Below are 19651 nucleotides of genomic sequence, written 5' to 3'. Positions count from 1 at the left end.
ACTCTTCGAAAATCAAATTCAAACCACGTCAACGTCGCCTTGCCGTATATATGTGACTGACTTCGTCAGTCCTATCTACAACCTCAAAACAGTGTTTTGAGCAGCCTGCGGCTAGTTTCCTAGTTTGCTCTTTGATTTTCATTGAGTATTAGGAAAAAGGAGATGAAGATGAAATTTGGGAAACGTCATTATCGTTCGCAGGTGGATCAGATGGACTGCGGTGTAGCTTCATTAGCCATGGTTTTTGGCTACTATGGTAGCTATTATTCTTTGGCTCACTTGCGAGAATTGGCTAAGACGACCATGGATGGGACGACGGCTTTGGGCTTGGTCAAGGTGGCAGAGGAGATTGGTTTTGAGACGCGAGCCATTAAGGCGGATATGACGCTTTTTGACTTGCCAGATTTGACCTTTCCTTTTGTTGCTCATGTGCTTAAGGAAGGAAAATTGCTCCACTACTATGTGGTAATTGGTCAGGATAAGGATAGCATTCATATTGCCGATCCAGATCCTGGGGTGAAATTGACCAAACTGCCACGTGAGCGTTTTGCGGAAGAATGGACAGGAGTGACTCTTTTTATGGCACCTAGTCCAGACTACAAGCCTCATAAGGATCAAAAGAATGGCCTGCTCTCTTTTATCCCTATATTAGTGAAGCAGCGTGGCTTGATTGCCAACATCGTCCTAGCGACACTTTTGGTGACCCTGATTAACATTGTGGGTTCTTATTATCTGCAGTCTATCATTGATACCTATGTGCCAGATCAGATGCGTTCGACGCTTGGGATTATTTCTATTGGACTGGTCATCGTCTATATTCTCCAGCAGATCTTGTCTTACGCTCAGGAGTATCTCTTACTTGTTTTGGGGCAACGCTTGTCGATTGACGTGATTTTATCCTATATCAAACATGTTTTTCACCTGCCTATGTCCTTTTTTGCGACACGCAGGACAGGGGAAATCGTGTCTCGTTTTACAGATGCTAACAGTATCATTGATGCGCTGGCTTCGACCATTCTTTCGATTTTCCTAGATGTGTCAACGGTTGTCATTATTTCTCTTGTTTTATTTTCACAAAATACCAATCTCTTTTTCATGACCTTATTGGCACTTCCTATCTATACAGTGATCATCTTTGCCTTTATGAAGCCGTTTGAAAAGATGAATCGGGATACCATGGAAGCCAATGCGGTTCTGTCTTCTTCTATCATTGAGGACATCAATGGTATTGAGACCATCAAGTCCTTGACCAGTGAAAGTCAGCGTTACCAAAAAATTGACAAGGAATTTGTGAATTATCTGAAGAAGTCCTTTATCTATAGTCGAGCAGAGAGTCAGCAAAAGGCTCTGAAAAAAGTTGCCCATCTCTTGCTCAATGTAGGCATTCTCTGGATGGGAGCTGTTCTGGTCATGGATAGCAAGATGAGTTTGGGGCAGTTGATTACCTATAATACCTTGCTGGTTTACTTTACCAATCCTTTGGAAAATATCATCAACCTGCAAACCAAACTTCAGACAGCGCAGGTTGCCAATAACCGTCTAAATGAAGTATATCTGGTAGCTTCGGAGTTTGAGGAGAAGAAAACGGTTGAGGATTTGAGCTTGATGAAGGGAGATATGACCTTCAAGCAGGTTTCCTACAAGTATGGCTATGGTCGAGATGTCTTGTCAGATATCAATTTGACTATTCCGCAGGGTTCTAAGGTGACTTTTGTGGGGATTTCAGGGTCAGGTAAGACGACATTGGCCAAGATGATGGTTAATTTTTACGACCCAAGTCAGGGAGAGATTAGTCTGGGTGGTGTCAATCTCAATCAGATTGATAAAAAAGCCCTGCGCCAGTATATCAATTATCTGCCTCAGCAGCCCTATGTCTTTAACGGAACGATTTTGGACAATCTTCTCCTTGGAGCCAAGGAGGGGACGACTCAAGAGGATATCTTACGGGCGGTCGAATTGGCAGAGATTCGGGAGGATATCGAGCGTATGCCACTGAATTATCAGACAGAGTTGACTTCGGATGGGGCAGGGATCTCAGGTGGTCAACGTCAGAGAATTGCTCTGGCGCGTGCTCTCTTGACAGATGCGCCGGTCTTGATTTTGGATGAGGCGACCAGCAGTTTGGATATTCTGACAGAGAAGCGGATTGTGGATAATCTGATGGCTTTAGACAAGACCTTGATTTTCATTGCTCACCGTTTGACCATTGCTGAGCGGACAGAGAAAGTTGTTGTCTTGGATCAGGGCAAGATTGTTGAAGAAGGAAAGCATGCTGATTTGCTTGCACAGGGTGGCTTTTACGCCCATTTGGTGAATAGCTAGAAAGAGGAGAGGATGAAACCAGAATTTTTAGAAAGTGCGGAGTTTTATAATCGTCGTTACCATAATTTTTCCAGTCGGGTGATTGTGCCCATGTTCCTTCTGCTCGTGTTTTTGCTTGGCTTTGCAACTTTGGCAGAGAAGGAGATGAGTTTGTCTACTAGAGCTACTGTAGAGCCTAGTCGTATCCTTGCAAATATCCAGTCAACTAGTAACAATCGCATTCTTGTCAATCATCTGGAAGAAAATAAGCTGGTTAAAAAGGGGGATCTTTTGGTTCAATACCAGGAAGGGGCAGAGGGTGTCCAAGCGGAGGCCTATGCTAGTCAGTTGGACATGCTCAAGGATCAGAAAAAGCAATTGGAGTATTTGCAAAAGAGCCTGCAAGAAGGGGAGAACCACTTTCCAGAGGAGGATAAGTTTGGCTACCAAGCCACCTTTCGCGACTACATCAGTCAAGCAGGCAGTCTTAGGGCTAGTACATCGCAACAAAATGAGACCATTGCATCCCAGAATGCAGCAGCTAGCCAAACCCAAGCCGAAATCGGCAACCTCATCAGCCAAACAGAGGCTAAAATTCGCGATTACCAGACAGCTAAGTCAGCTATTGAAACAGGTGCTTCCTTGGCCAGTCAGAATCTAGCCTACTCTCTCTACCAGTCCTATAAGTCTCAGGGCGAGGAAAATCCGCAATCTAAGGCTCAGGCTGTTGCTCAGGTAGAAGCACAGCTCTCTCAGTTAGAATCCAGTCTTGCTACTTACCGTGTTCAGTATGCAGGTTCAGGTACCCAGCAAGCCTATGCGTCTGGTTTAAGTAGTCAATTAGAGTCCCTTAAATCCCAACATTTGGCTAAGGTTGGTCAGGAATTGACCCTTCTAGACCAGAAAATTTTGGAGGCAGAATCGGGTAAGAAGGTTCAGGGAAATCTTTTAGACAAGGGGAAAATTACGGCTAGTGAGGATGGGGTGCTTCACCTTAATCCTGAGACCAGTGATTCTACCATGGTAGCAGAAGGCGCCTTACTAGCCCAACTCTATCCGTCCTTGGAAAAAGAAGGGCAAGCCAAACTAACAGCTTATCTTAGTTCAAAAGATGTAGCAAGGATCAAGGTCGGTGATTCTGTTCGCTATACTACGACTCATGATGCCAAGAATCAAATTTTCCTAGATTCTACTATTACAAGTATTGATGCGACAGCTACTAAGACTGAAAAAGGGAATTTCTTTAAAATCGAGGCGGAGACTAATCTAACTTCGGAGCAGGCTGAAAAACTTCGGTACGGGGTGGAAGGTCGCCTGCAGATGATTACGGGCAAGAAAAGTTACCTGCGTTATTATTTGGATCAATTTTTGAACAAAGAGTAATGTTCGTGTTTTTCAGAGGATAAATGATTTTAAAACTGTAAGAAGAGTCTATCTTGCAGTTTTTCTTTATGATTTTTGAAGTTACTACGTTATTTATTCGGTTAAATTCTTGTAATTTTAGGTTTTTTATGGTAGAATGTGCTCAAGTAAAACGAAAGGCGAACTTTAAAATGTCAAAACAACTGATCTATTCGGGAAAAGCCAAGGATATCTATACAACTGAGGATGAAAATCTCATTATTTCAACTTACAAGGACCAGGCTACTGCTTTCAATGGTGTCAAGAAGGAGCAGATTGCAGGCAAGGGAGTGTTGAATAATCAGATTTCATCTTTTATTTTTGAGAAATTAAATGCGGCTGGTGTGGCGACTCACTTTGTGGAGAAGCTTTCAGACACGGAACAACTCAATAAAAAGGTTAAGATTATTCCTTTGGAAGTTGTGCTTCGCAACTATACAGCTGGTTCCTTTTCAAAACGTTTTGGTGTGGATGAGGGAATCGCCTTGGAGACTCCGATTGTCGAATTTTACTACAAAAATGATGATTTGGATGACCCGTTTATCAATGACGAACATGTGAAATTCCTACAGATTGCGGATGACCAGCAGATTGCCTACTTGAAGGAAGAAACGCGTCGTATCAATGAACTTTTGAAGGTCTGGTTTGCTGAGATTGGACTTAAGTTGATTGACTTTAAGCTAGAGTTCGGTTTTGATAAGGATGGCAAGATTATCTTGGCAGACGAATTTTCACCAGATAACTGCCGTTTGTGGGATGCGGATGGCAACCACATGGATAAGGATGTTTTCCGTAGAGGATTGGGAGAACTAACCGACGTTTACGAGATTGTTTGGGAAAAGTTGCAGGAACTAAAATAATCTGTTAGCAACGGAAAACCTTCGTCTCTCAACTAAAAGGACTCAGGCTGAAAAGGTCCCCAGACCTTTTCACTCCGTAGAGGTCTGGGTGAATTAACCGACGTTGACGAAGTTGTCTGGGAAAAGTTGTAAGGTTTGAAATAACAACCTCAAGGTCGTTGGAAACATTGCAAGAGCTGAAATAAAGGAATAAGAATTGATGGATAAACGTATTTTTGTTGAAAAAAAGGCTGATTTTCAGGTCAAATCAGAGAGTTTGGTTAGAGAACTCCAGCATAACTTGGGACTTTCAAGCTTGAAAAGTATTCGCATCGTGCAAGTGTATGATGTCTTTAACTTGGCTGAGGACTTGTTTGCGCCTGCAGAGAAACACATCTTCTCTGAGCAGGTGACAGACCATGTCTTGGATGAAGCTGCTGTACAGGCGGATCTTGCCAACTATGCTTTCTTTGCGATTGAAAGCCTACCAGGGCAGTTTGACCAGCGTGCAGCTTCTTCACAAGAAGCCTTGCTTTTGTTGGGAAGTTCGAGTGATGTGACAGTTAATACAGCCCAACTTTACTTGGTGAATAAAGATATTGATGCGGCTGAGTTGGAAGCGGTCAAGAACTATCTGCTCAACCCAGTTGATTCTCGCTTCAAGGACATCACGACAGAGATTGCCAAGCAGGAATTTTCAGAGTCAGACAAGACCATTCCAAAATTGACTTTCTTTGAAAGCTATACAGCAGAAGACTTTGCTCGCTACAAGGCTGAGCAAGGGATGGCCATGGAAGTGGATGATTTGCTCTTTATCCAAGACTATTTCAAGTCAATCGAGCGCGTGCCGACGGAAACAGAACTCAAGGTTTTGGACACTTACTGGTCTGACCACTGCCGTCACACAACTTTTGAGACAGAGTTGAAACACATTGACTTCTCCGCATCGAAATTCCAAAAGCAATTGCAGGCGACCTATGACAAATATATTGCCATGCGTGAGGATTTGGGGCGTTCTGAAAAACCGCAAACCTTGATGGATATGGCGACTATTTTCGGTCGTTATGAGCGTGCTAATGGACGTTTGGATGATATGGAAGTGTCAGACGAAATCAATGCTTGCTCAGTAGAAATCGAAGTGGATGTTGATGGTGTGAAAGAGCCATGGCTCCTAATGTTCAAGAATGAAACTCACAACCACCCAACGGAAATTGAGCCATTTGGTGGGGCGGCTACTTGTATCGGTGGTGCTATTCGTGACCCATTGTCAGGTCGCTCATATGTTTACCAAGCTATGCGTATCTCAGGTGCTGGTGATATTACAGCACCGATTTCGGAAACTCGTGCTGGGAAATTACCACAACAAGTCATTTCTAAAACAGCGGCTCATGGTTATTCTTCTTACGGGAATCAGATTGGACTTGCAACAACCTACGTTCGTGAATACTTCCACCCAGGCTTTGTAGCTAAACGCATGGAGCTAGGTGCTGTTGTCGGAGCGGCTCCTAAGAGCAATGTTGTCCGTGAAAAACCGGAAGCGGGAGATGTGATTATTCTCCTTGGAGGTAAGACTGGACGTGATGGTGTCGGTGGTGCGACAGGTTCTTCTAAGGTTCAAACAGTTGAGTCCGTGGAAACTGCTGGTGCTGAGGTTCAAAAAGGGAATGCCATCGAAGAGCGCAAGATTCAACGTCTTTTCCGTAATGGCGATGTCACTCGTCTTATTAAGAAATCCAATGACTTTGGTGCTGGTGGTGTCTGTGTAGCTATCGGTGAATTGGCAGACGGTCTTGAAATTGACCTAGACAAAGTGCCTCTTAAATACCAAGGCTTGAATGGTACCGAAATTGCCATCTCTGAATCTCAAGAACGGATGGCAGTTGTGGTTCGTCCTGAGGATGTAGATGCCTTCGTTGCGGAATGTAACAAAGAAAATATTGATGCTGTTGTAGTTGCGACAGTGACGGAAAAACCAAATCTAGTCATGCACTGGAATGGTGAAACCATTGTCGACTTGGAACGTCGTTTCCTTGATACCAATGGTGTGCGCGTGGTCGTAGATGCTAAGGTTGTGGACAAGGATGTCAAACTCCCAGAAGAGCGTCAAACATCTGCTAACACACTTGAAGTTGATACCCTTGCGGTTCTGTCTGATCTCAACCATGCGAGTCAAAAAGGCTTGCAGACTATCTTTGATTGCTCTGTTGGTCGTTCAACGGTTAATCACCCACTTGGTGGTCGTTACCAACTCACACCAACTGAGGCATCTGTGCAAAAATTGCCAGTTCAACACGGTGTGACTCATACTGCGTCAGTCATGGCTCAAGGTTTCAACCCATATGTAGCAGAATGGTCTCCATACCACGGTGCTGCCTATGCGGTTATTGAAGCGACTGCTCGTTTGGTTGCTGCTGGTGCCAACTGGTCTAAGGCTCGTTTCTCTTACCAAGAGTATTTCGAGCGTATGGATAAACAAGCAGAGCGTTTTGGTCAGCCAGTAGCAGCTCTCCTAGGTTCTATCGAGGCACAAATTCAGCTTGGTTTGCCATCTATCGGTGGTAAGGACTCCATGTCTGGTACCTTTGAAGAATTGACAGTACCGCCAACCTTGGTAGCCTTTGGGGTAACGACAGCAGATAGCCGTAAGGTGCTTTCTCCTGAGTTCAAAACTGCCGGGGAAAACATCTACTACATCCCAGGTCAAGCATTGGCTCAAGAGATTGACTTCGATCTTATCAAATCTAACTTCGCTCAATTTGAAGCCCTTCAAAAGGCTCACAAAGTAACATCTGCCTCGGCTGTCAAATACGGTGGTGTGCTTGAAAGTTTGGCTCTTGCTACTTTTGGGAATCATATCGGTGCAGAGGTGACCTTGCCTGAACTTGAAACGGCTTTGACAGCTCAATTAGGCGGATTTGTCTTCACATCTCCTGAAGAAATTGCTGGAGTAGAGAAAATCGGTCAAACAAGTGCAGACTTTACACTTCTTGTCAACGGTGTGAAGCTAGATGGACACAAACTTGACAGTGCCTTCCAAGGCAAATTGGAAGAAGTTTACCCAACTGAATTTGCTCAAGCTAAAGAACTGGACGAAGTTCCAGCTATCGCTTCTGACGCAGTCGTCCAAGCCAAGGAAACTATTGAAAAACCGGTGGTTTACATCCCAGTCTTCCCGGGCACCAACTCGGAATATGATTCAGCTAAGGCATTTGAAAAAGAAGGCGCAGAGGTCAACTTGGTGCCATTTGTGACCTTGAATGAAGAGGCTATTGTCAAGTCAGTTGAAACTATGGTTGACAACATCAGCAAGGCTAATATCCTTTTCTTTGCAGGTGGATTCTCAGCTGCGGACGAACCAGATGGTTCAGCTAAGTTTATCGTCAACATCCTGCTTAATGAAAAAGTGCGTGTAGCTATTGATAGCTTTATCGCCCGTGGTGGTTTAATTATCGGTATCTGTAATGGATTCCAGGCCTTGGTCAAATCAGGTCTTCTTCCATACGGAAACTTTGAAGATGCCAGCAGTACGAGCCCAACCCTCTTCTACAATGATGCCAACCAACACGTGGCCAAGATGGTGGAAACTCGCATTGCCAATACCAACTCGCCGTGGTTGACTGGGGTGCAAGTGGGTAATATTCATGCTATCCCAGTATCGCATGGTGAAGGGAAGTTTGTTGTGACGGCTGAAGAATTTGCAGAGCTTCGTGCCAATGGTCAAATCTTTAGCCAATACGTTGATTTTGAAGGCAAACCAAGTATGGATTCTAAGTACAATCCGAATGGTTCTATCCATGCCATCGAAGGAATTACCAGCAAGAACGGCCAAATCATTGGTAAAATGGGACACTCAGAACGTTATGAAGACGGTCTTTTCCAAAATATCCCAGGAAATAAAGACCAGCACCTGTTTGCGTCGGCGGTTAAATACTTTACTGGAAAATAAGACTTGCAGATGTTTTAATAGATAGTATCAGTAATGTAAAAGTCATGTAGATTTAGCTCTTGGTGCTACACAAATAAAAATTAGGTATATAAAATGACATACGAAGTAAAATCTCTTAATGAAGAATGCGGTGTTTTCGGTATCTGGGGACATCCAGATGCTGCTAAATTGACCTATTTTGGTCTCCATAGTCTTCAGCACCGTGGTCAAGAGGGGGCAGGAATCCTTTCCAATGACCAAGGGAAATTAAAGCGGCATCGCGATATGGGTCTTCTATCAGAAGTCTTCAGAAACCCTGCTAACTTAGATAAATTGACGGGGACTGGTGCGATTGGGCATGTGCGTTACGCGACTGCTGGCGAAGCTTCTGTAGATAATATCCAGCCTTTCCTTTTTCGTTTTCACGATATGCAGTTTGGTTTGGCTCATAATGGAAATCTGACCAATGCAGCCTCTCTCAAGAAAGAACTAGAACAAAGAGGAGCGATTTTCAGCGCGACTTCGGACTCGGAAATCTTGGCCCACCTCATTCGTCGCAGTCATAATCCTAGCCTGATGGGCAAAATCAAGGAGGCGCTCAGTCTAGTTAAAGGTGGCTTTGCCTATATCTTGCTGTTTGAAGATAAGTTAATTGCTGCTCTTGACCCCAATGGTTTCCGTCCGCTTTCTATCGGGAAAATGGCCAACGGAGCAGTGGTTGTTTCATCTGAAACCTGTGCTTTTGAGGTTATTGGTGCTGAATGGATTCGTGATTTGAAGCCAGGTGAGATTGTGATCATTGATGACAAGGGAATCCAGTATGATAGCTATACAGATGATACCCAGTTAGCAATCTGTTCTATGGAGTATATCTATTTTGCTCGCCCTGATTCTAACATTCATGGTGTCAATGTTCATACGGCACGTAAACGTATGGGTGCTCAATTGGCGCGTGAATTCAAGCATGAGGCGGATATCGTGGTCGGTGTGCCCAATTCTTCCCTCAGCGCGGCTATGGGATTTTCTGAAGAGTCCGGGCTACCAAATGAAATGGGCCTCATCAAGAACCAATACACCCAACGTACCTTTATCCAACCGACTCAAGAATTACGGGAGCAAGGGGTGCGGATGAAACTCTCTGCTGTTTCAGGCGTTGTAAAAGGCAAGCGTGTGGTTATGATTGATGACTCTATTGTACGTGGAACAACCTCTCGTCGGATCGTTCAACTCTTGAAAGAAGCGGGTGCGACTGAGGTTCACGTTGCCATTGGTAGTCCAGCGCTAGCTTATCCATGCTTCTACGGGATTGATATCCAGACCCGTCAGGAGCTGATTGCGGCCAATCATACGGTCGAAGAAACTCGTCAAATCATTGGAGCGGACAGTCTGACATACCTTTCTGTTGAAGGTTTGATTGAGTCGATTGGGATTGAAACAGATGCGCCAAATGGTGGTCTCTGTGTCGCTTACTTTGACGGTGACTACCCAACACCTCTCTACGACTACGAAGAAGACTATCGTCGAAGTTTGGAAGAAAAGACTAGTTTTTACAAATAGACGAAAAATCCTCCATTAAAGAAAAGGAATAAATAAATGACAAAAAATGCTTATGCCCCACGTCTCACTACTGACTAAAAGCTAAAGCATTTGTCAGTAGACGCTTTCTCCTATGGGACCAAAGCTAGAGACCTGACTAGTATTTTTAGATAAAATAATTGTTTATCTAAAAATATGTCGCAGTCTTTCCCAAAAAAAGAAAAGGAAAAATAAAATGGCAAATAAAAATGCGTACGCTCAATCTGGTGTGGATGTTGAAGCGGGTTATGAAGTTGTTGAACGAATCAAAAAGCACGTGGCTCGTACGGAGCGTGCAGGTGTCATGGGAGCTCTGGGTGGCTTTGGTGGTATGTTTGACCTTTCAAAGACTGGGGTTAAAGAACCCGTTTTGATTTCAGGGACTGATGGTGTCGGAACCAAGCTCATGCTGGCTATCAAGTACGACAAGCACGATACTATTGGTCAGGACTGTGTGGCCATGTGTGTCAATGATATCATTGCTGCAGGTGCGGAGCCCCTCTATTTCCTTGACTACGTCGCAACTGGCAAGAATGAACCAGCTAAGCTAGAACAAGTGGTTGCTGGTGTGGCAGAAGGTTGTGTGCAGGCAGGCGCTGCCCTCATCGGTGGGGAAACAGCTGAAATGCCTGGTATGTATGGTGAAGATGACTACGACTTGGCTGGTTTTGCAGTCGGCGTAGCTGAAAAATCTCAAATCATAGACGGTTCAAAAGTAGCTGAAGGTGATGTCCTTCTCGGGCTTGCTTCGAGTGGTATTCACTCAAATGGTTTCTCACTCGTGCGTCGTGTTTTTACCGACTACACAGGTGAGGAAGTCTTGCCAGAATTGGAAGGCAAGCAACTCAAGGAAGTTCTTCTTGAGCCGACTCGTATCTATGTCAAGGCTGTTTTGCCACTCATCAAGGAAGAGTTAGTCAACGGTATTGCCCACATCACTGGTGGTGGCTTTATCGAAAATGTCCCTCGTATGTTTGCAGCTGACTTGGCTGCTGAGATTGAAGAAGACAAGGTTCCCGTGCTTCCAATCTTCAAAGCTCTTGAAAAATATGGTAAAATCAAACACGAAGAAATGTTTGAAATCTTCAATATGGGTGTGGGACTTATGCTAGCAGTTAGCCCTGAAAATGTAAGTCGTGTCAAGGAATTGTTGGATGAACCAGTCTATGAAATTGGTCGCATCGTCAAGAAAGAAAACGAAAGTGTCATCATCAAATGAAAAAAATAGCGGTTTTTGCCTCTGGTAATGGCTCGAATTTTCAGGTGATTGCCGAAGAATTTCCGGTTGAGTTTGTCTTTTCAGACCATCGTGACGCCTATGTGCTGGAGCGTGCAGACAAGCTCGGCGTTCTGTCCTATGCTTTTGAACTCAAGGAGTTTGAGAGCAAGGTAGACTACGAAGCGGCCCTTGTCGAACTCTTGGAAGAACACCAGATTGACTTGGTTTGTCTAGCAGGCTACATGAAAATCGTTGGGCCAACCTTATTGGCGGCTTATGAAGGTCGGATTATCAACATTCATCCAGCCTACCTGCCAGAGTTTCCAGGAGCTCATGGGATTGAGGATGCTTGGACTGCAGGCGTTGCTGAGAGCGGCGTGACCATTCACTGGGTGGATTCTGGTGTGGACACTGGTAAGATCATCAAACAAGTACGTGTGCCACGGCTGGCTGATGATACCATAGCCAGCTTTGAAGAACGTATTCATGCCACCGAGTATCAGCTCTATCCTCAAGTGTTGGAGAGTTTAGGGGTGGGTAGAAGATAAGAAGTAAATCAAGTTTTGATTTTGCAATATTGCTAGGAGAAAAAATGATTGAGATAAAATTAGTAGATGAGAGCAGTTTTCAGGCAGTGCTGGATTTGAAAATATCTGAAGCTGATGAACGAGCACGTTTCGTGTCTCCAAATGTACGCTCTTTAGCTGACGCATGGCTCTACAGAGAGAATGGGGATGTGTTTCCAATGGCAATTTATTGGAATGAGCTTGTGGTTGGTTTTCTCCTGTTGGAAATAGATAAGGATGAAGCGGAATACTTTATCTGGCGGATAATGATTGGTCAGCAGTACCAAGGAAGAGGTCATGGTCGAAAAGCCTTGGAAGTTCTAATCAAAAAGGCTCAGATGGATATCGCTTGCAATCATATTATTGCAGATTATGTGGTTGGAAATGAAAAAATGAAGCACCTGCTGACTAGTTTGGGTTTTCAGGAAACAGGATTTATAGAAGAAAATAACGAAGTCGCTATGCGCTTGGACCTAAAGAAAGAGGAATATAATGACTAAACGCGCCTTAATCAGCGTCTCAGACAAAGCGGGCATTGTTGAATTTGCCCAAGAACTTAAAAAACTTGGTTGGGAGATTATCTCGACTGGTGGAACTAAGGTTGCCCTTGATACTGCTGGTGTGGACACCATTGCTATCGATGATGTGACTGGTTTTCCAGAGATGATGGACGGTCGTGTCAAGACCCTCCATCCAAATATCCACGGTGGGCTCCTTGCTCGGCGCGACTTGGATAGCCACCTAGAAGCGGCTAAAGATAATAAGATTGAATTGATTGACCTTGTGGTGGTCAATCTCTATCCCTTTAAAGAAACGATTCTCAAACCAGACGTGACTTATGCTGATGCGGTGGAGAACATCGATATCGGTGGGCCATCTATGCTTCGCTCGGCAGCGAAGAATCATGCCAGCGTAACAGTTGTTGTAGACCCTGTTGACTATGATGTGGTGCTTAACGAGTTGTCAGCCAACGGCGAAACGACTTACGAAACCCGCCAACGTTTGGCAGCCAAGGTTTTCCGTCATACAGCGGCTTATGACGCCTTGATTGCAGAGTATTTCACAGCTCAAGTGGGGGAAAGCAAACCTGAAAAGCTCACTTTGACCTATGACCTCAAACAAGCTATGCGTTACGGTGAGAACCCTCAACAAGACGCGGATTTCTACCAAAAAGCTTTGCCAACAGACTACTCGATTGCTTCAGCCAAACAGCTCAACGGGAAAGAATTGTCATTCAACAATATCCGCGATGCTGACGCTGCCATTCGTATTATCCGTGATTTCAAAGACCGTCCAACTGTTGTGGCTCTCAAACACATGAACACATGTGGAATCGGTCAGGCTGATGACATCGAGACTGCTTGGGACTACGCTTATGAGTCTGACCCAGTTTCTATCTTTGGTGGGATTGTCGTTCTTAACCGTGAGGTAGATGCTGCGACAGCTGAGAAGATGCATGGTGTATTCCTTGAAATTATCATTGCACCAAGCTATACGGATGAAGCGCTAGCCATTTTGACCAACAAAAAGAAAAACTTGCGTATCCTTGCCTTGCCATTTGATGCTCAAGAGGCTAGTGAAGTGGAAGTAGAATACACAGGCGTGGTTGGTGGACTTCTGGTACAAAACCAAGACGTGGTCAAGGAAAGCCCAGCTGACTGGCAAGTGGTGACCAAACGCCAACCAACGGAGACAGAGGCTACTGCCCTTGAGTTCGCTTGGAAAGCCATCAAGTATGTGAAATCAAACGGAATCATCATAACCAACGATCATATGACGCTTGGCGTTGGCCCAGGGCAAACTAACCGTGTAGCTTCTGTTCGCATCGCCATTGACCAAGCCAAAGACCGCCTTGACGGCGCTGTGCTTGCTTCCGATGCCTTCTTCCCATTTGCAGATAACGTGGAAGAAATCGCTAAAGCAGGTGTTAAGGCGATTATCCAGCCTGGAGGCTCAGTCCGTGACCAAGAATCCATTGAAGCTGCTGACAAATACGGTTTGACCATGATCTTCACAGGCGTGAGACATTTTAGACATTAAGAATGTAAAGGGAAGAAAACAGTTTCTTTCCTTTTTTGCGTAAAAACGCGGAGTGAAACAAGATTAAAACGAACGTTTATGATATAATGTTATTAAATGATTCGCAAAAGAGGTTGTAAGATGAAGCTGTTAGTTGTTGGTTCGGGTGGTCGTGAACATGCGATTGCTAAGAAGTTGCTTGAGTCAAAAGAGGTAGAAAAGGTTTTTGTTGCTCCTGGGAATGATGGGATGACTCTGGACGGTCTAGAATTGGTAAATATCTCCATTTCCGCACATTCTAAGTTAATTGAATTTGCAAAGGTCAACGATATCGCTTGGACCTTCATTGGGCCGGATGATGCTCTTGCCGCCGGAATAGTGGATGATTTCAATGCAGCAGGCCTCAAGGCTTTTGGTCCGACTAGGGCTGCAGCGGAGCTGGAATGGTCCAAGGATTTTGCTAAGGAAATAATGGTCAAATACGACGTTCCGACAGCAACCTATGGTACATTTTCAGATTTCGAGGAGGCCAAGGCCTACATCGAAAAGCAGGGAGCGCCTATCGTCGTCAAAGCGGACGGATTGGCGCTCGGGAAAGGCGTCGTCGTTGCTGAGACGGTTGATCAAGCGGTCGAAGCCGCTCATGAGATACTCTTGGACAATAAATTCGGTGACTCAGGTGCGCGTGTGGTTATCGAGGAATTTCTTGATGGGGAGGAGTTCTCTCTCTTTGCCTTTGTCAATGGCAATAAGTTCTACATCATGCCGACAGCTCAGGACCACAAACGTGCATACGATGGCGACAAGGGTCCTAACACGGGTGGTATGGGTGCCTATGCGCCAGTTCCACACTTGCCACAGAGTGTGGTTGATACAGCGGTTGACACGATTGTCAAGCCAGTCCTCGAAGGGATGATTAAAGAAGGTCGCCCTTATCTGGGAGTTCTTTACGCAGGGCTTATCATGACAGCTGATGGACCTAAGGTCATCGAGTTTAATGCTCGCTTCGGAGATCCAGAAACTCAGATTATCTTGCCTCGTCTGACCTCTGACTTTGCACAAAATATTACGGATATACTCGATTGCAAGGAGCCAAACATCACCTGGACGGACAAGGGTGTGACTCTGGGAGTGGTTGTCGCATCCAACGGTTATCCGCTAGACTATGAAAAAGGTGTCAAGTTGCCAGCCAAGACAGAAGGCGACATTATCACCTATTATGCAGGGGCTAAGTTTGCGGAAAATAGCAGAGCACTGCTATCAAACGGTGGACGTGTTTATATGCTAGTTACCACAGCAGACACCGTCAAAGAAGCCCAAAACACCATCTACAGCCAACTCGACAAACAAAACACAGAAGGGCTCTTCTACCGAACCGATATCGGAAGCAAGGCGATTAAGTAAAGATATAAGAATAACGCGACTGAGTCGCCAAACCCGATAATGGTTGCCGTGGTGAAAAGACCAGAACAGTATCTGTTCTGGTCGGGGAAACTTTGAGACCTTAGGCTCAAAGTTTAGGAATGAAACCGAAGGTTTGCTTCCGTCCCCACCACCTAAGACCATTATCAAAAAAGAAGAAAAAAGGAAAAATTATGACTAAACCAATTATTTCCATCATCATGGGCTCAAAATCCGACTGGGCAACCATGCAAAAAACCGCCGAAGTTCTCGATCGCTTCGGTGTAGCCTACGAAAAGAAAGTTGTTTCTGCCCACCGCACGCCAGACCTCATGTTCAAGCATGCAGAAGAAGCACGTAGCCGCGGTATCAAGGTTATCATCGCAGGTGCTGGAGGCGCAGCCCATTTGCCAGGTATGGTCGCAGCTAAAACAACCCTTCCAGTCATTGGGGTGCCCGTCAAATCACGTGCCCTTAGTGGCGTGGACTCGCTCTATTCTATCGTTCAGATGCCGGGCGGTGTGCCTGTGGCGACAATGGCTATCGGTGAAGCTGGTGCGACAAATGCGGCTCTCTTCGCCCTCCGTCTTCTTTCAGTAGAGGATCAGTCTATCGCGACAGCATTGGCAGATTTTGCAGAAGAGCAAGGAAAAATCGCAGAGGAGTCTACAAATGAGCTCATCTAAAACAATCGGAATTATAGGTGGCGGCCAGCTGGGTCAGATGATGGCCATTTCTGCTATCTACATGGGGCACAAGGTTATAGCGCTAGATCCTGCGGCGGATTGCCCAGCCTCTCGCGTAGCGGAGATCATCGTGGCGCCTTATAATGACGTGGATGCTCTGCGCCAGTTGGCGGAGCGATGCGATGTCCTCACCTATGAGTTTGAAAATGTCGATGCTGACGGATTGGATGCGGTTGTCAAGGATGGGCAACTTCCACAAGGGACAGACCTGCTCCGTATTTCCCAAAATAGGATTTTTGAAAAGGGCTTCCTTTCCAACAAGGCACAAGTCACTGTGGCACCTTACAAGGTTGTGACCTCAAGCCAAGATTTGGCAAATATGGACCTATCGAAAAACTATGTCCTCAAGACTGCGACTGGTGGCTACGATGGCCATGGACAAAAGGTCATTCGCTCAGCAGAAGATTTGGCAGAAGCCTATGAACTAGCAGACTCAGCAGACTGTGTCTTGGAAGAATTTGTCAATTTTGACCTTGAAATTTCTGTTATTGTGTCAGGAAATGGCAAGGACGTGACGGTTTTTCCAGTTCAGGAAAATATTCACCGCAACAACATCCTGTCTAAGACCATCGTGCCAGCTCGCATTTCAGAAAGTCTAGCTGAAAAAGCCAAAGCCATGGCTGTGCGAATTGCTGAACAACTTAACTTATCTGGAACGCTTTGCGTGGAAATGTTTGCGACTGCCAATGACATCATTGTAAATGAAATCGCCCCACGCCCACATAACTCAGGACACTACTCAATCGAAGCCTGTGACTTCTCCCAGTTTGATACCCATATCTTGGGCGTTCTGGGAGCACCATTGCCAGCTATCAAACTACATGCACCAGCAGTTATGCTCAATGTCCTAGGTCAACACGTCGAGGCCGCTGAAAACTATGTCACAGAAAATCCAAGCGCCCACCTCCATATGTATGGTAAAATAGAAGCGAAGCACAACCGCAAGATGGGACATGTGACTTTGTTTAGTGATGTGCCGGATGAGGTGGAGGAGTTTGGGAAAGGGATTGATTTTTAGGACAAGCCTATGATACAAATTATTGTTAATGCTTTTGTAGAAAAAGATAAGACTGGAGCAGCCGTCGAAGTCGTGTATGCTAGTAGCAATCACGAAAAAGTGAAAGCTAAGTATGAAGAGCTGCTTGCTCAATACCCTGAAAACTATTTAGCAATTTATGACTTGCCACTGGATACAGACCTTAATTCATTGGAACATTACCCGTCTGTATGGATTGGGAAAGAAGAATTTGAATAATTTGGCTAATAATGTTCTATGCTTTGTTTGCACATTGTGAAGTAGAAAAAGAAAGGAAAAATTAACAACATGATCAACCGTTACTCTCGCCCTGAGATGGCGAATATTTGGAGTGAAGAAAATAAATACCGTGCTTGGCTTGAGGTGGAAATCTTGGCTGACGAGGCATGGGCTGAGCTGGGTGAAATCCCTAAGGAAGATGTGGCTTTGATTCGCGAGAAGGCGGACTTTGACATCGACCGTATTTTGGAAATTGAGCAGGAGACGCGTCACGATGTGGTTGCCTTCACACGTGCGGTTTCTGAGACGCTTGGTGAAGAGCGCAAGTGGGTCCACTATGGTTTGACTTCTACCGACGTGGTGGATACTGCCTACGGCTACCTCTACAAGCAGGCTAACGACATCATTCGTCGTGACCTTGAAAACTTCACCAACATCATCGCTGAAAAGGCTAAGGAGCACAAGTTCACCATCATGATGGGTCGTACCCACGGGGTGCACGCTGAACCTACAACTTTTGGTCTTAAATTGGCGACTTGGTACAGCGAAATGAAGCGTAATATCGAGCGTTTCGAGCATGCGGCTGCTGGTGTGGAAGCTGGTAAGATTTCTGGTGCAGTTGGGAACTTTGCTAATATCCCACCATTCGTAGAGCAATATGTCTGCGACAAATTGGGTATCCGTGCTCAAGAAATCTCTACACAGGTGCTTCCTCGTGACCTTCACGCTGAGTACTTTGCAGTTCTTGCTAGCATCGCGACTTCAATCGAACGTATGGCGACTGAGATTCGCGGTCTTCAAAAATCTGAGCAACGCGAAGTGGAAGAATTCTTTGCTAAAGGGCAAAAAGGTTCATCTGCAATGCCGCACAAACGCAACCCTATCGGTTCTGAAAACATGACAGGTTTGGCGCGTGTTATCCGTGGTCATATGATTACAGCCTATGAGAATGTCGCTCTCTGGCATGAACGCGATATTTCGCACTCATCAGCTGAGCGTATCATCACACCAGATACGACCATTTTGATTGACTACATGCTCAACCGTTTTGGAAATATCGTCAAGAATTTGACGGTCTTCCCAGAAAACATGATCCGCAACATGAACTCTACGTTTGGTTTGATCTTTAGCCAACGTGCCATGTTGACCTTGATTGAAAAAGGGATGACCCGTGAGCAAGCCTATGACTTAGTGCAACCAAAAACAGCCTACTCTTGGGACAACCAAGTAGACTTTAAACCACTTTTAGAAGCAGATCCAGAGGTGACATCACGCCTCACACAAGAAGAAATCGACGAAATCTTCAACCCTCTTTACTACACTAAACGAGTGGATGATATCTTTGAACGTCTTGGTTTAGGATAATTAGAATAAAAATCGAATTTCTATCACTCTATTTATAGGAGTAGAAGAACTTCGATTTTTATTTTGTCTTCAAGTACTTTTGATAAAAATTACTTATATTTTAGTAAAATTTAAACAAATTTAGTCTATCTTAATTGACATATAGAAAATACATTTTTAATGTCATATAATAAGCATAGAAAAAGCCTAAGCGATTAGGCTTAGGCTTTCTTCTTAGTGATCACGGTCACATGAAATGAATTTGATTTTGTAGTAATCCGCTCGTTTATATGTTTCGCTGTATGCGAGAACTTGACCAGTGGACTCTAGTTTAGTAGTCTTGGTTTGTAAAACGGTTGGGAATTGTTCATCGACTCCGAGGACCGAAGCCGCATGTTCTGGAGTTGGAAATGCTATTTCATTGATTTCTTCAAAATGTTCATCATTCATGTGAATGTGGTAATCCAATTTGAAACGGTTATAGATAGAGCTATAATATTCAAGATTTGGATAATTTGCGTTGACGTATTGTTCTGGGATGTAAGATGTATGGTAGATGTACACAACACCACCTGTTTCGCGTACGCGTTCAATCTTGTAGTAGAACTGATCTCCGCGTAGTCCAAGTTTTTCTAAGTAGCCTAGTTTGTTTCCACGCTCAATAGAAAGGACGGTAACTTTATCATCTTTAGTTTCAAAAACTTCTACATCTGAAAACTCTACGAGTTTGTGTTTACGTGCGCGTGAAACGAATGTACCCTTTCCTTGTTGACGGACAATATAGCCATCCTTGGCAAGGTCGTTTAAGGCGCGGACAACTGTGATAGAACTCACATCATACATTGCAATCAATTCAGCTTCAGTATAGAATTTATCTCCACTGGCAAATTGACCAGAAATGATTTTGTTCTTTAACTCATCTTTAATATATTGATACTTTGGAATTGCCATATTTTCACCTCGATTTTCCTTCTCCGTTAAAGATTTTACCATAAAACTGGAAAGAATAGTAGCCTTTTGAATAAAAAAATTAGAATAATAGGCTATAAGGTTAATTTAC

15 protein-coding genes are annotated in these 19651 nt (G+C 44.6%); 14 read left to right on the top strand and 1 reads right to left on the bottom strand.

Features of this window, described 5'->3' with window-relative positions; translation table 11 throughout:
• The first annotated feature begins 168 nt into the window (after nucleotides 1-168).
• The 14 genes from comA (at nucleotide 169) to purB (ending at nucleotide 18612) form a co-directional block, all read left to right on the top strand.
• Nucleotides 169-2322: a peptide cleavage/export ABC transporter ComA gene (gene comA / locus ADG81_RS08890; protein WP_049551501.1), complete on the top strand. Its 2154-nt coding sequence runs from the start codon at nucleotides 169-171 to the stop codon at nucleotides 2320-2322.
• Nucleotides 2323-2334: 12 nt separating this feature from the next.
• Entirely contained in the window at nucleotides 2335-3684 is a 1350-nt protein-coding gene (comB, locus tag ADG81_RS08885) for a competence pheromone export protein ComB (RefSeq protein ID WP_049551500.1), read from the top strand.
• Between the two features lie 170 nt (nucleotides 3685-3854).
• Entirely contained in the window at nucleotides 3855-4562 is a 708-nt protein-coding gene (gene purC, locus ADG81_RS08880; protein WP_000043300.1) for a phosphoribosylaminoimidazolesuccinocarboxamide synthase, read from the top strand.
• A 199-nt stretch (nucleotides 4563-4761) separates the two neighbouring features.
• Nucleotides 4762-8487 (top strand): phosphoribosylformylglycinamidine synthase, encoded by a 3726-nt coding sequence (locus tag ADG81_RS08875; RefSeq protein WP_049551499.1) that lies wholly within the window; start codon nucleotides 4762-4764, stop codon nucleotides 8485-8487.
• A gap of 93 nt (nucleotides 8488-8580) precedes the next feature.
• On the top strand, nucleotides 8581-10023 hold the full coding sequence (gene purF / locus ADG81_RS08870; protein WP_049544726.1) for an amidophosphoribosyltransferase: 1443 nt from the start codon (nucleotides 8581-8583) through the stop codon (nucleotides 10021-10023).
• Nucleotides 10024-10237: 214 nt separating this feature from the next.
• Entirely contained in the window at nucleotides 10238-11260 is a 1023-nt protein-coding gene (gene purM / locus ADG81_RS08865; RefSeq protein ID WP_049551498.1) for a phosphoribosylformylglycinamidine cyclo-ligase, read from the top strand.
• Nucleotides 11257-11808 carry a phosphoribosylglycinamide formyltransferase gene (gene purN / locus ADG81_RS08860; protein ID WP_049551497.1) on the top strand — a complete coding sequence of 184 codons (552 nt, stop codon included), beginning with the start codon at nucleotides 11257-11259 and terminating at the stop codon, nucleotides 11806-11808. The genes purM and purN overlap by 4 nt, the downstream gene beginning before the upstream one ends.
• 44 nt (nucleotides 11809-11852) lie before the next feature.
• Nucleotides 11853-12326, top strand: coding sequence for a GNAT family N-acetyltransferase (locus ADG81_RS08855; RefSeq protein ID WP_033675667.1), 474 nt, complete (start codon nucleotides 11853-11855; stop codon nucleotides 12324-12326).
• Nucleotides 12319-13866: a bifunctional phosphoribosylaminoimidazolecarboxamide formyltransferase/IMP cyclohydrolase gene (gene purH / locus ADG81_RS08850; protein ID WP_045606693.1), complete on the top strand. Its 1548-nt coding sequence runs from the start codon at nucleotides 12319-12321 to the stop codon at nucleotides 13864-13866. Before ADG81_RS08855 ends, purH begins: the two co-directional genes overlap by 8 nt.
• A gap of 120 nt (nucleotides 13867-13986) precedes the next feature.
• Nucleotides 13987-15249 (top strand): phosphoribosylamine--glycine ligase, encoded by a 1263-nt coding sequence (gene purD / locus ADG81_RS08845; protein WP_049551496.1) that lies wholly within the window; start codon nucleotides 13987-13989, stop codon nucleotides 15247-15249.
• Between the two features lie 191 nt (nucleotides 15250-15440).
• Nucleotides 15441-15932 carry a 5-(carboxyamino)imidazole ribonucleotide mutase gene (gene purE / locus ADG81_RS08840; protein ID WP_049551495.1) on the top strand — a complete coding sequence of 164 codons (492 nt, stop codon included), beginning with the start codon at nucleotides 15441-15443 and terminating at the stop codon, nucleotides 15930-15932.
• Nucleotides 15919-17010 (top strand): 5-(carboxyamino)imidazole ribonucleotide synthase, encoded by a 1092-nt coding sequence (gene purK, locus ADG81_RS08835; RefSeq protein ID WP_049551494.1) that lies wholly within the window; start codon nucleotides 15919-15921, stop codon nucleotides 17008-17010. Before purE ends, purK begins: the two co-directional genes overlap by 14 nt.
• Nucleotides 17011-17019: 9 nt before the next feature.
• Nucleotides 17020-17247, top strand: coding sequence for a hypothetical protein (locus ADG81_RS08830; RefSeq protein ID WP_049546417.1), 228 nt, complete (start codon nucleotides 17020-17022; stop codon nucleotides 17245-17247).
• A 69-nt stretch (nucleotides 17248-17316) separates the two neighbouring features.
• Entirely contained in the window at nucleotides 17317-18612 is a 1296-nt protein-coding gene (purB, locus tag ADG81_RS08825; protein ID WP_049551493.1) for an adenylosuccinate lyase, read from the top strand.
• Nucleotides 18613-18825: 213 nt separating this feature from the next.
• On the opposite strand, the gene ADG81_RS08820 is transcribed toward purB, so the two are convergent.
• On the bottom strand, nucleotides 18826-19542 hold the full coding sequence (locus tag ADG81_RS08820) for a GntR family transcriptional regulator (RefSeq protein ID WP_049544571.1): 717 nt from the start codon (nucleotides 19540-19542) through the stop codon (nucleotides 18826-18828).
• Nucleotides 19543-19651 lie beyond the last annotated feature (109 nt).

This window comes from Streptococcus pseudopneumoniae (genome assembly GCF_001070815.1).
Classification (GTDB): Bacteria; Bacillota; Bacilli; order Lactobacillales; family Streptococcaceae; genus Streptococcus; species Streptococcus pseudopneumoniae_P.
Note: the sequence above shows the minus strand (reverse complement) of the source record. Positions and strands in the feature narration are given on the sequence as shown.

Excerpts from the sequence above, each read along its gene's own strand:
- purF (WP_049544726.1), top strand. The coding sequence starts at position 8,581 with ATGACATACGAAGTAAAATCTCTTAATGAAGAATGCGGTGTTTTCGGT.
- purK (WP_049551494.1), top strand. The coding sequence starts at position 15,919 with ATGAGCTCATCTAAAACAATCGGAATTATAGGTGGCGGCCAGCTGGGT.
- purC (WP_000043300.1), top strand. The coding sequence starts at position 3,855 with ATGTCAAAACAACTGATCTATTCGGGAAAAGCCAAGGATATCTATACA.
- ADG81_RS08875 (WP_049551499.1), top strand. The coding sequence starts at position 4,762 with ATGGATAAACGTATTTTTGTTGAAAAAAAGGCTGATTTTCAGGTCAAA.
- purE (WP_049551495.1), top strand. The coding sequence starts at position 15,441 with ATGACTAAACCAATTATTTCCATCATCATGGGCTCAAAATCCGACTGG.
- ADG81_RS08820 (WP_049544571.1), bottom strand. The coding sequence starts at position 19,542 with ATGGCAATTCCAAAGTATCAATATATTAAAGATGAGTTAAAGAACAAA.
- purM (WP_049551498.1), top strand. The coding sequence starts at position 10,238 with ATGGCAAATAAAAATGCGTACGCTCAATCTGGTGTGGATGTTGAAGCG.
- purH (WP_045606693.1), top strand. The coding sequence starts at position 12,319 with ATGACTAAACGCGCCTTAATCAGCGTCTCAGACAAAGCGGGCATTGTT.
- purB (WP_049551493.1), top strand. The coding sequence starts at position 17,317 with ATGATCAACCGTTACTCTCGCCCTGAGATGGCGAATATTTGGAGTGAA.
- ADG81_RS08830 (WP_049546417.1), top strand. The coding sequence starts at position 17,020 with ATGATACAAATTATTGTTAATGCTTTTGTAGAAAAAGATAAGACTGGA.
- comA (WP_049551501.1), top strand. The coding sequence starts at position 169 with ATGAAATTTGGGAAACGTCATTATCGTTCGCAGGTGGATCAGATGGAC.
- comB (WP_049551500.1), top strand. The coding sequence starts at position 2,335 with ATGAAACCAGAATTTTTAGAAAGTGCGGAGTTTTATAATCGTCGTTAC.
- ADG81_RS08855 (WP_033675667.1), top strand. The coding sequence starts at position 11,853 with ATGATTGAGATAAAATTAGTAGATGAGAGCAGTTTTCAGGCAGTGCTG.
- purN (WP_049551497.1), top strand. The coding sequence starts at position 11,257 with ATGAAAAAAATAGCGGTTTTTGCCTCTGGTAATGGCTCGAATTTTCAG.
- purD (WP_049551496.1), top strand. The coding sequence starts at position 13,987 with ATGAAGCTGTTAGTTGTTGGTTCGGGTGGTCGTGAACATGCGATTGCT.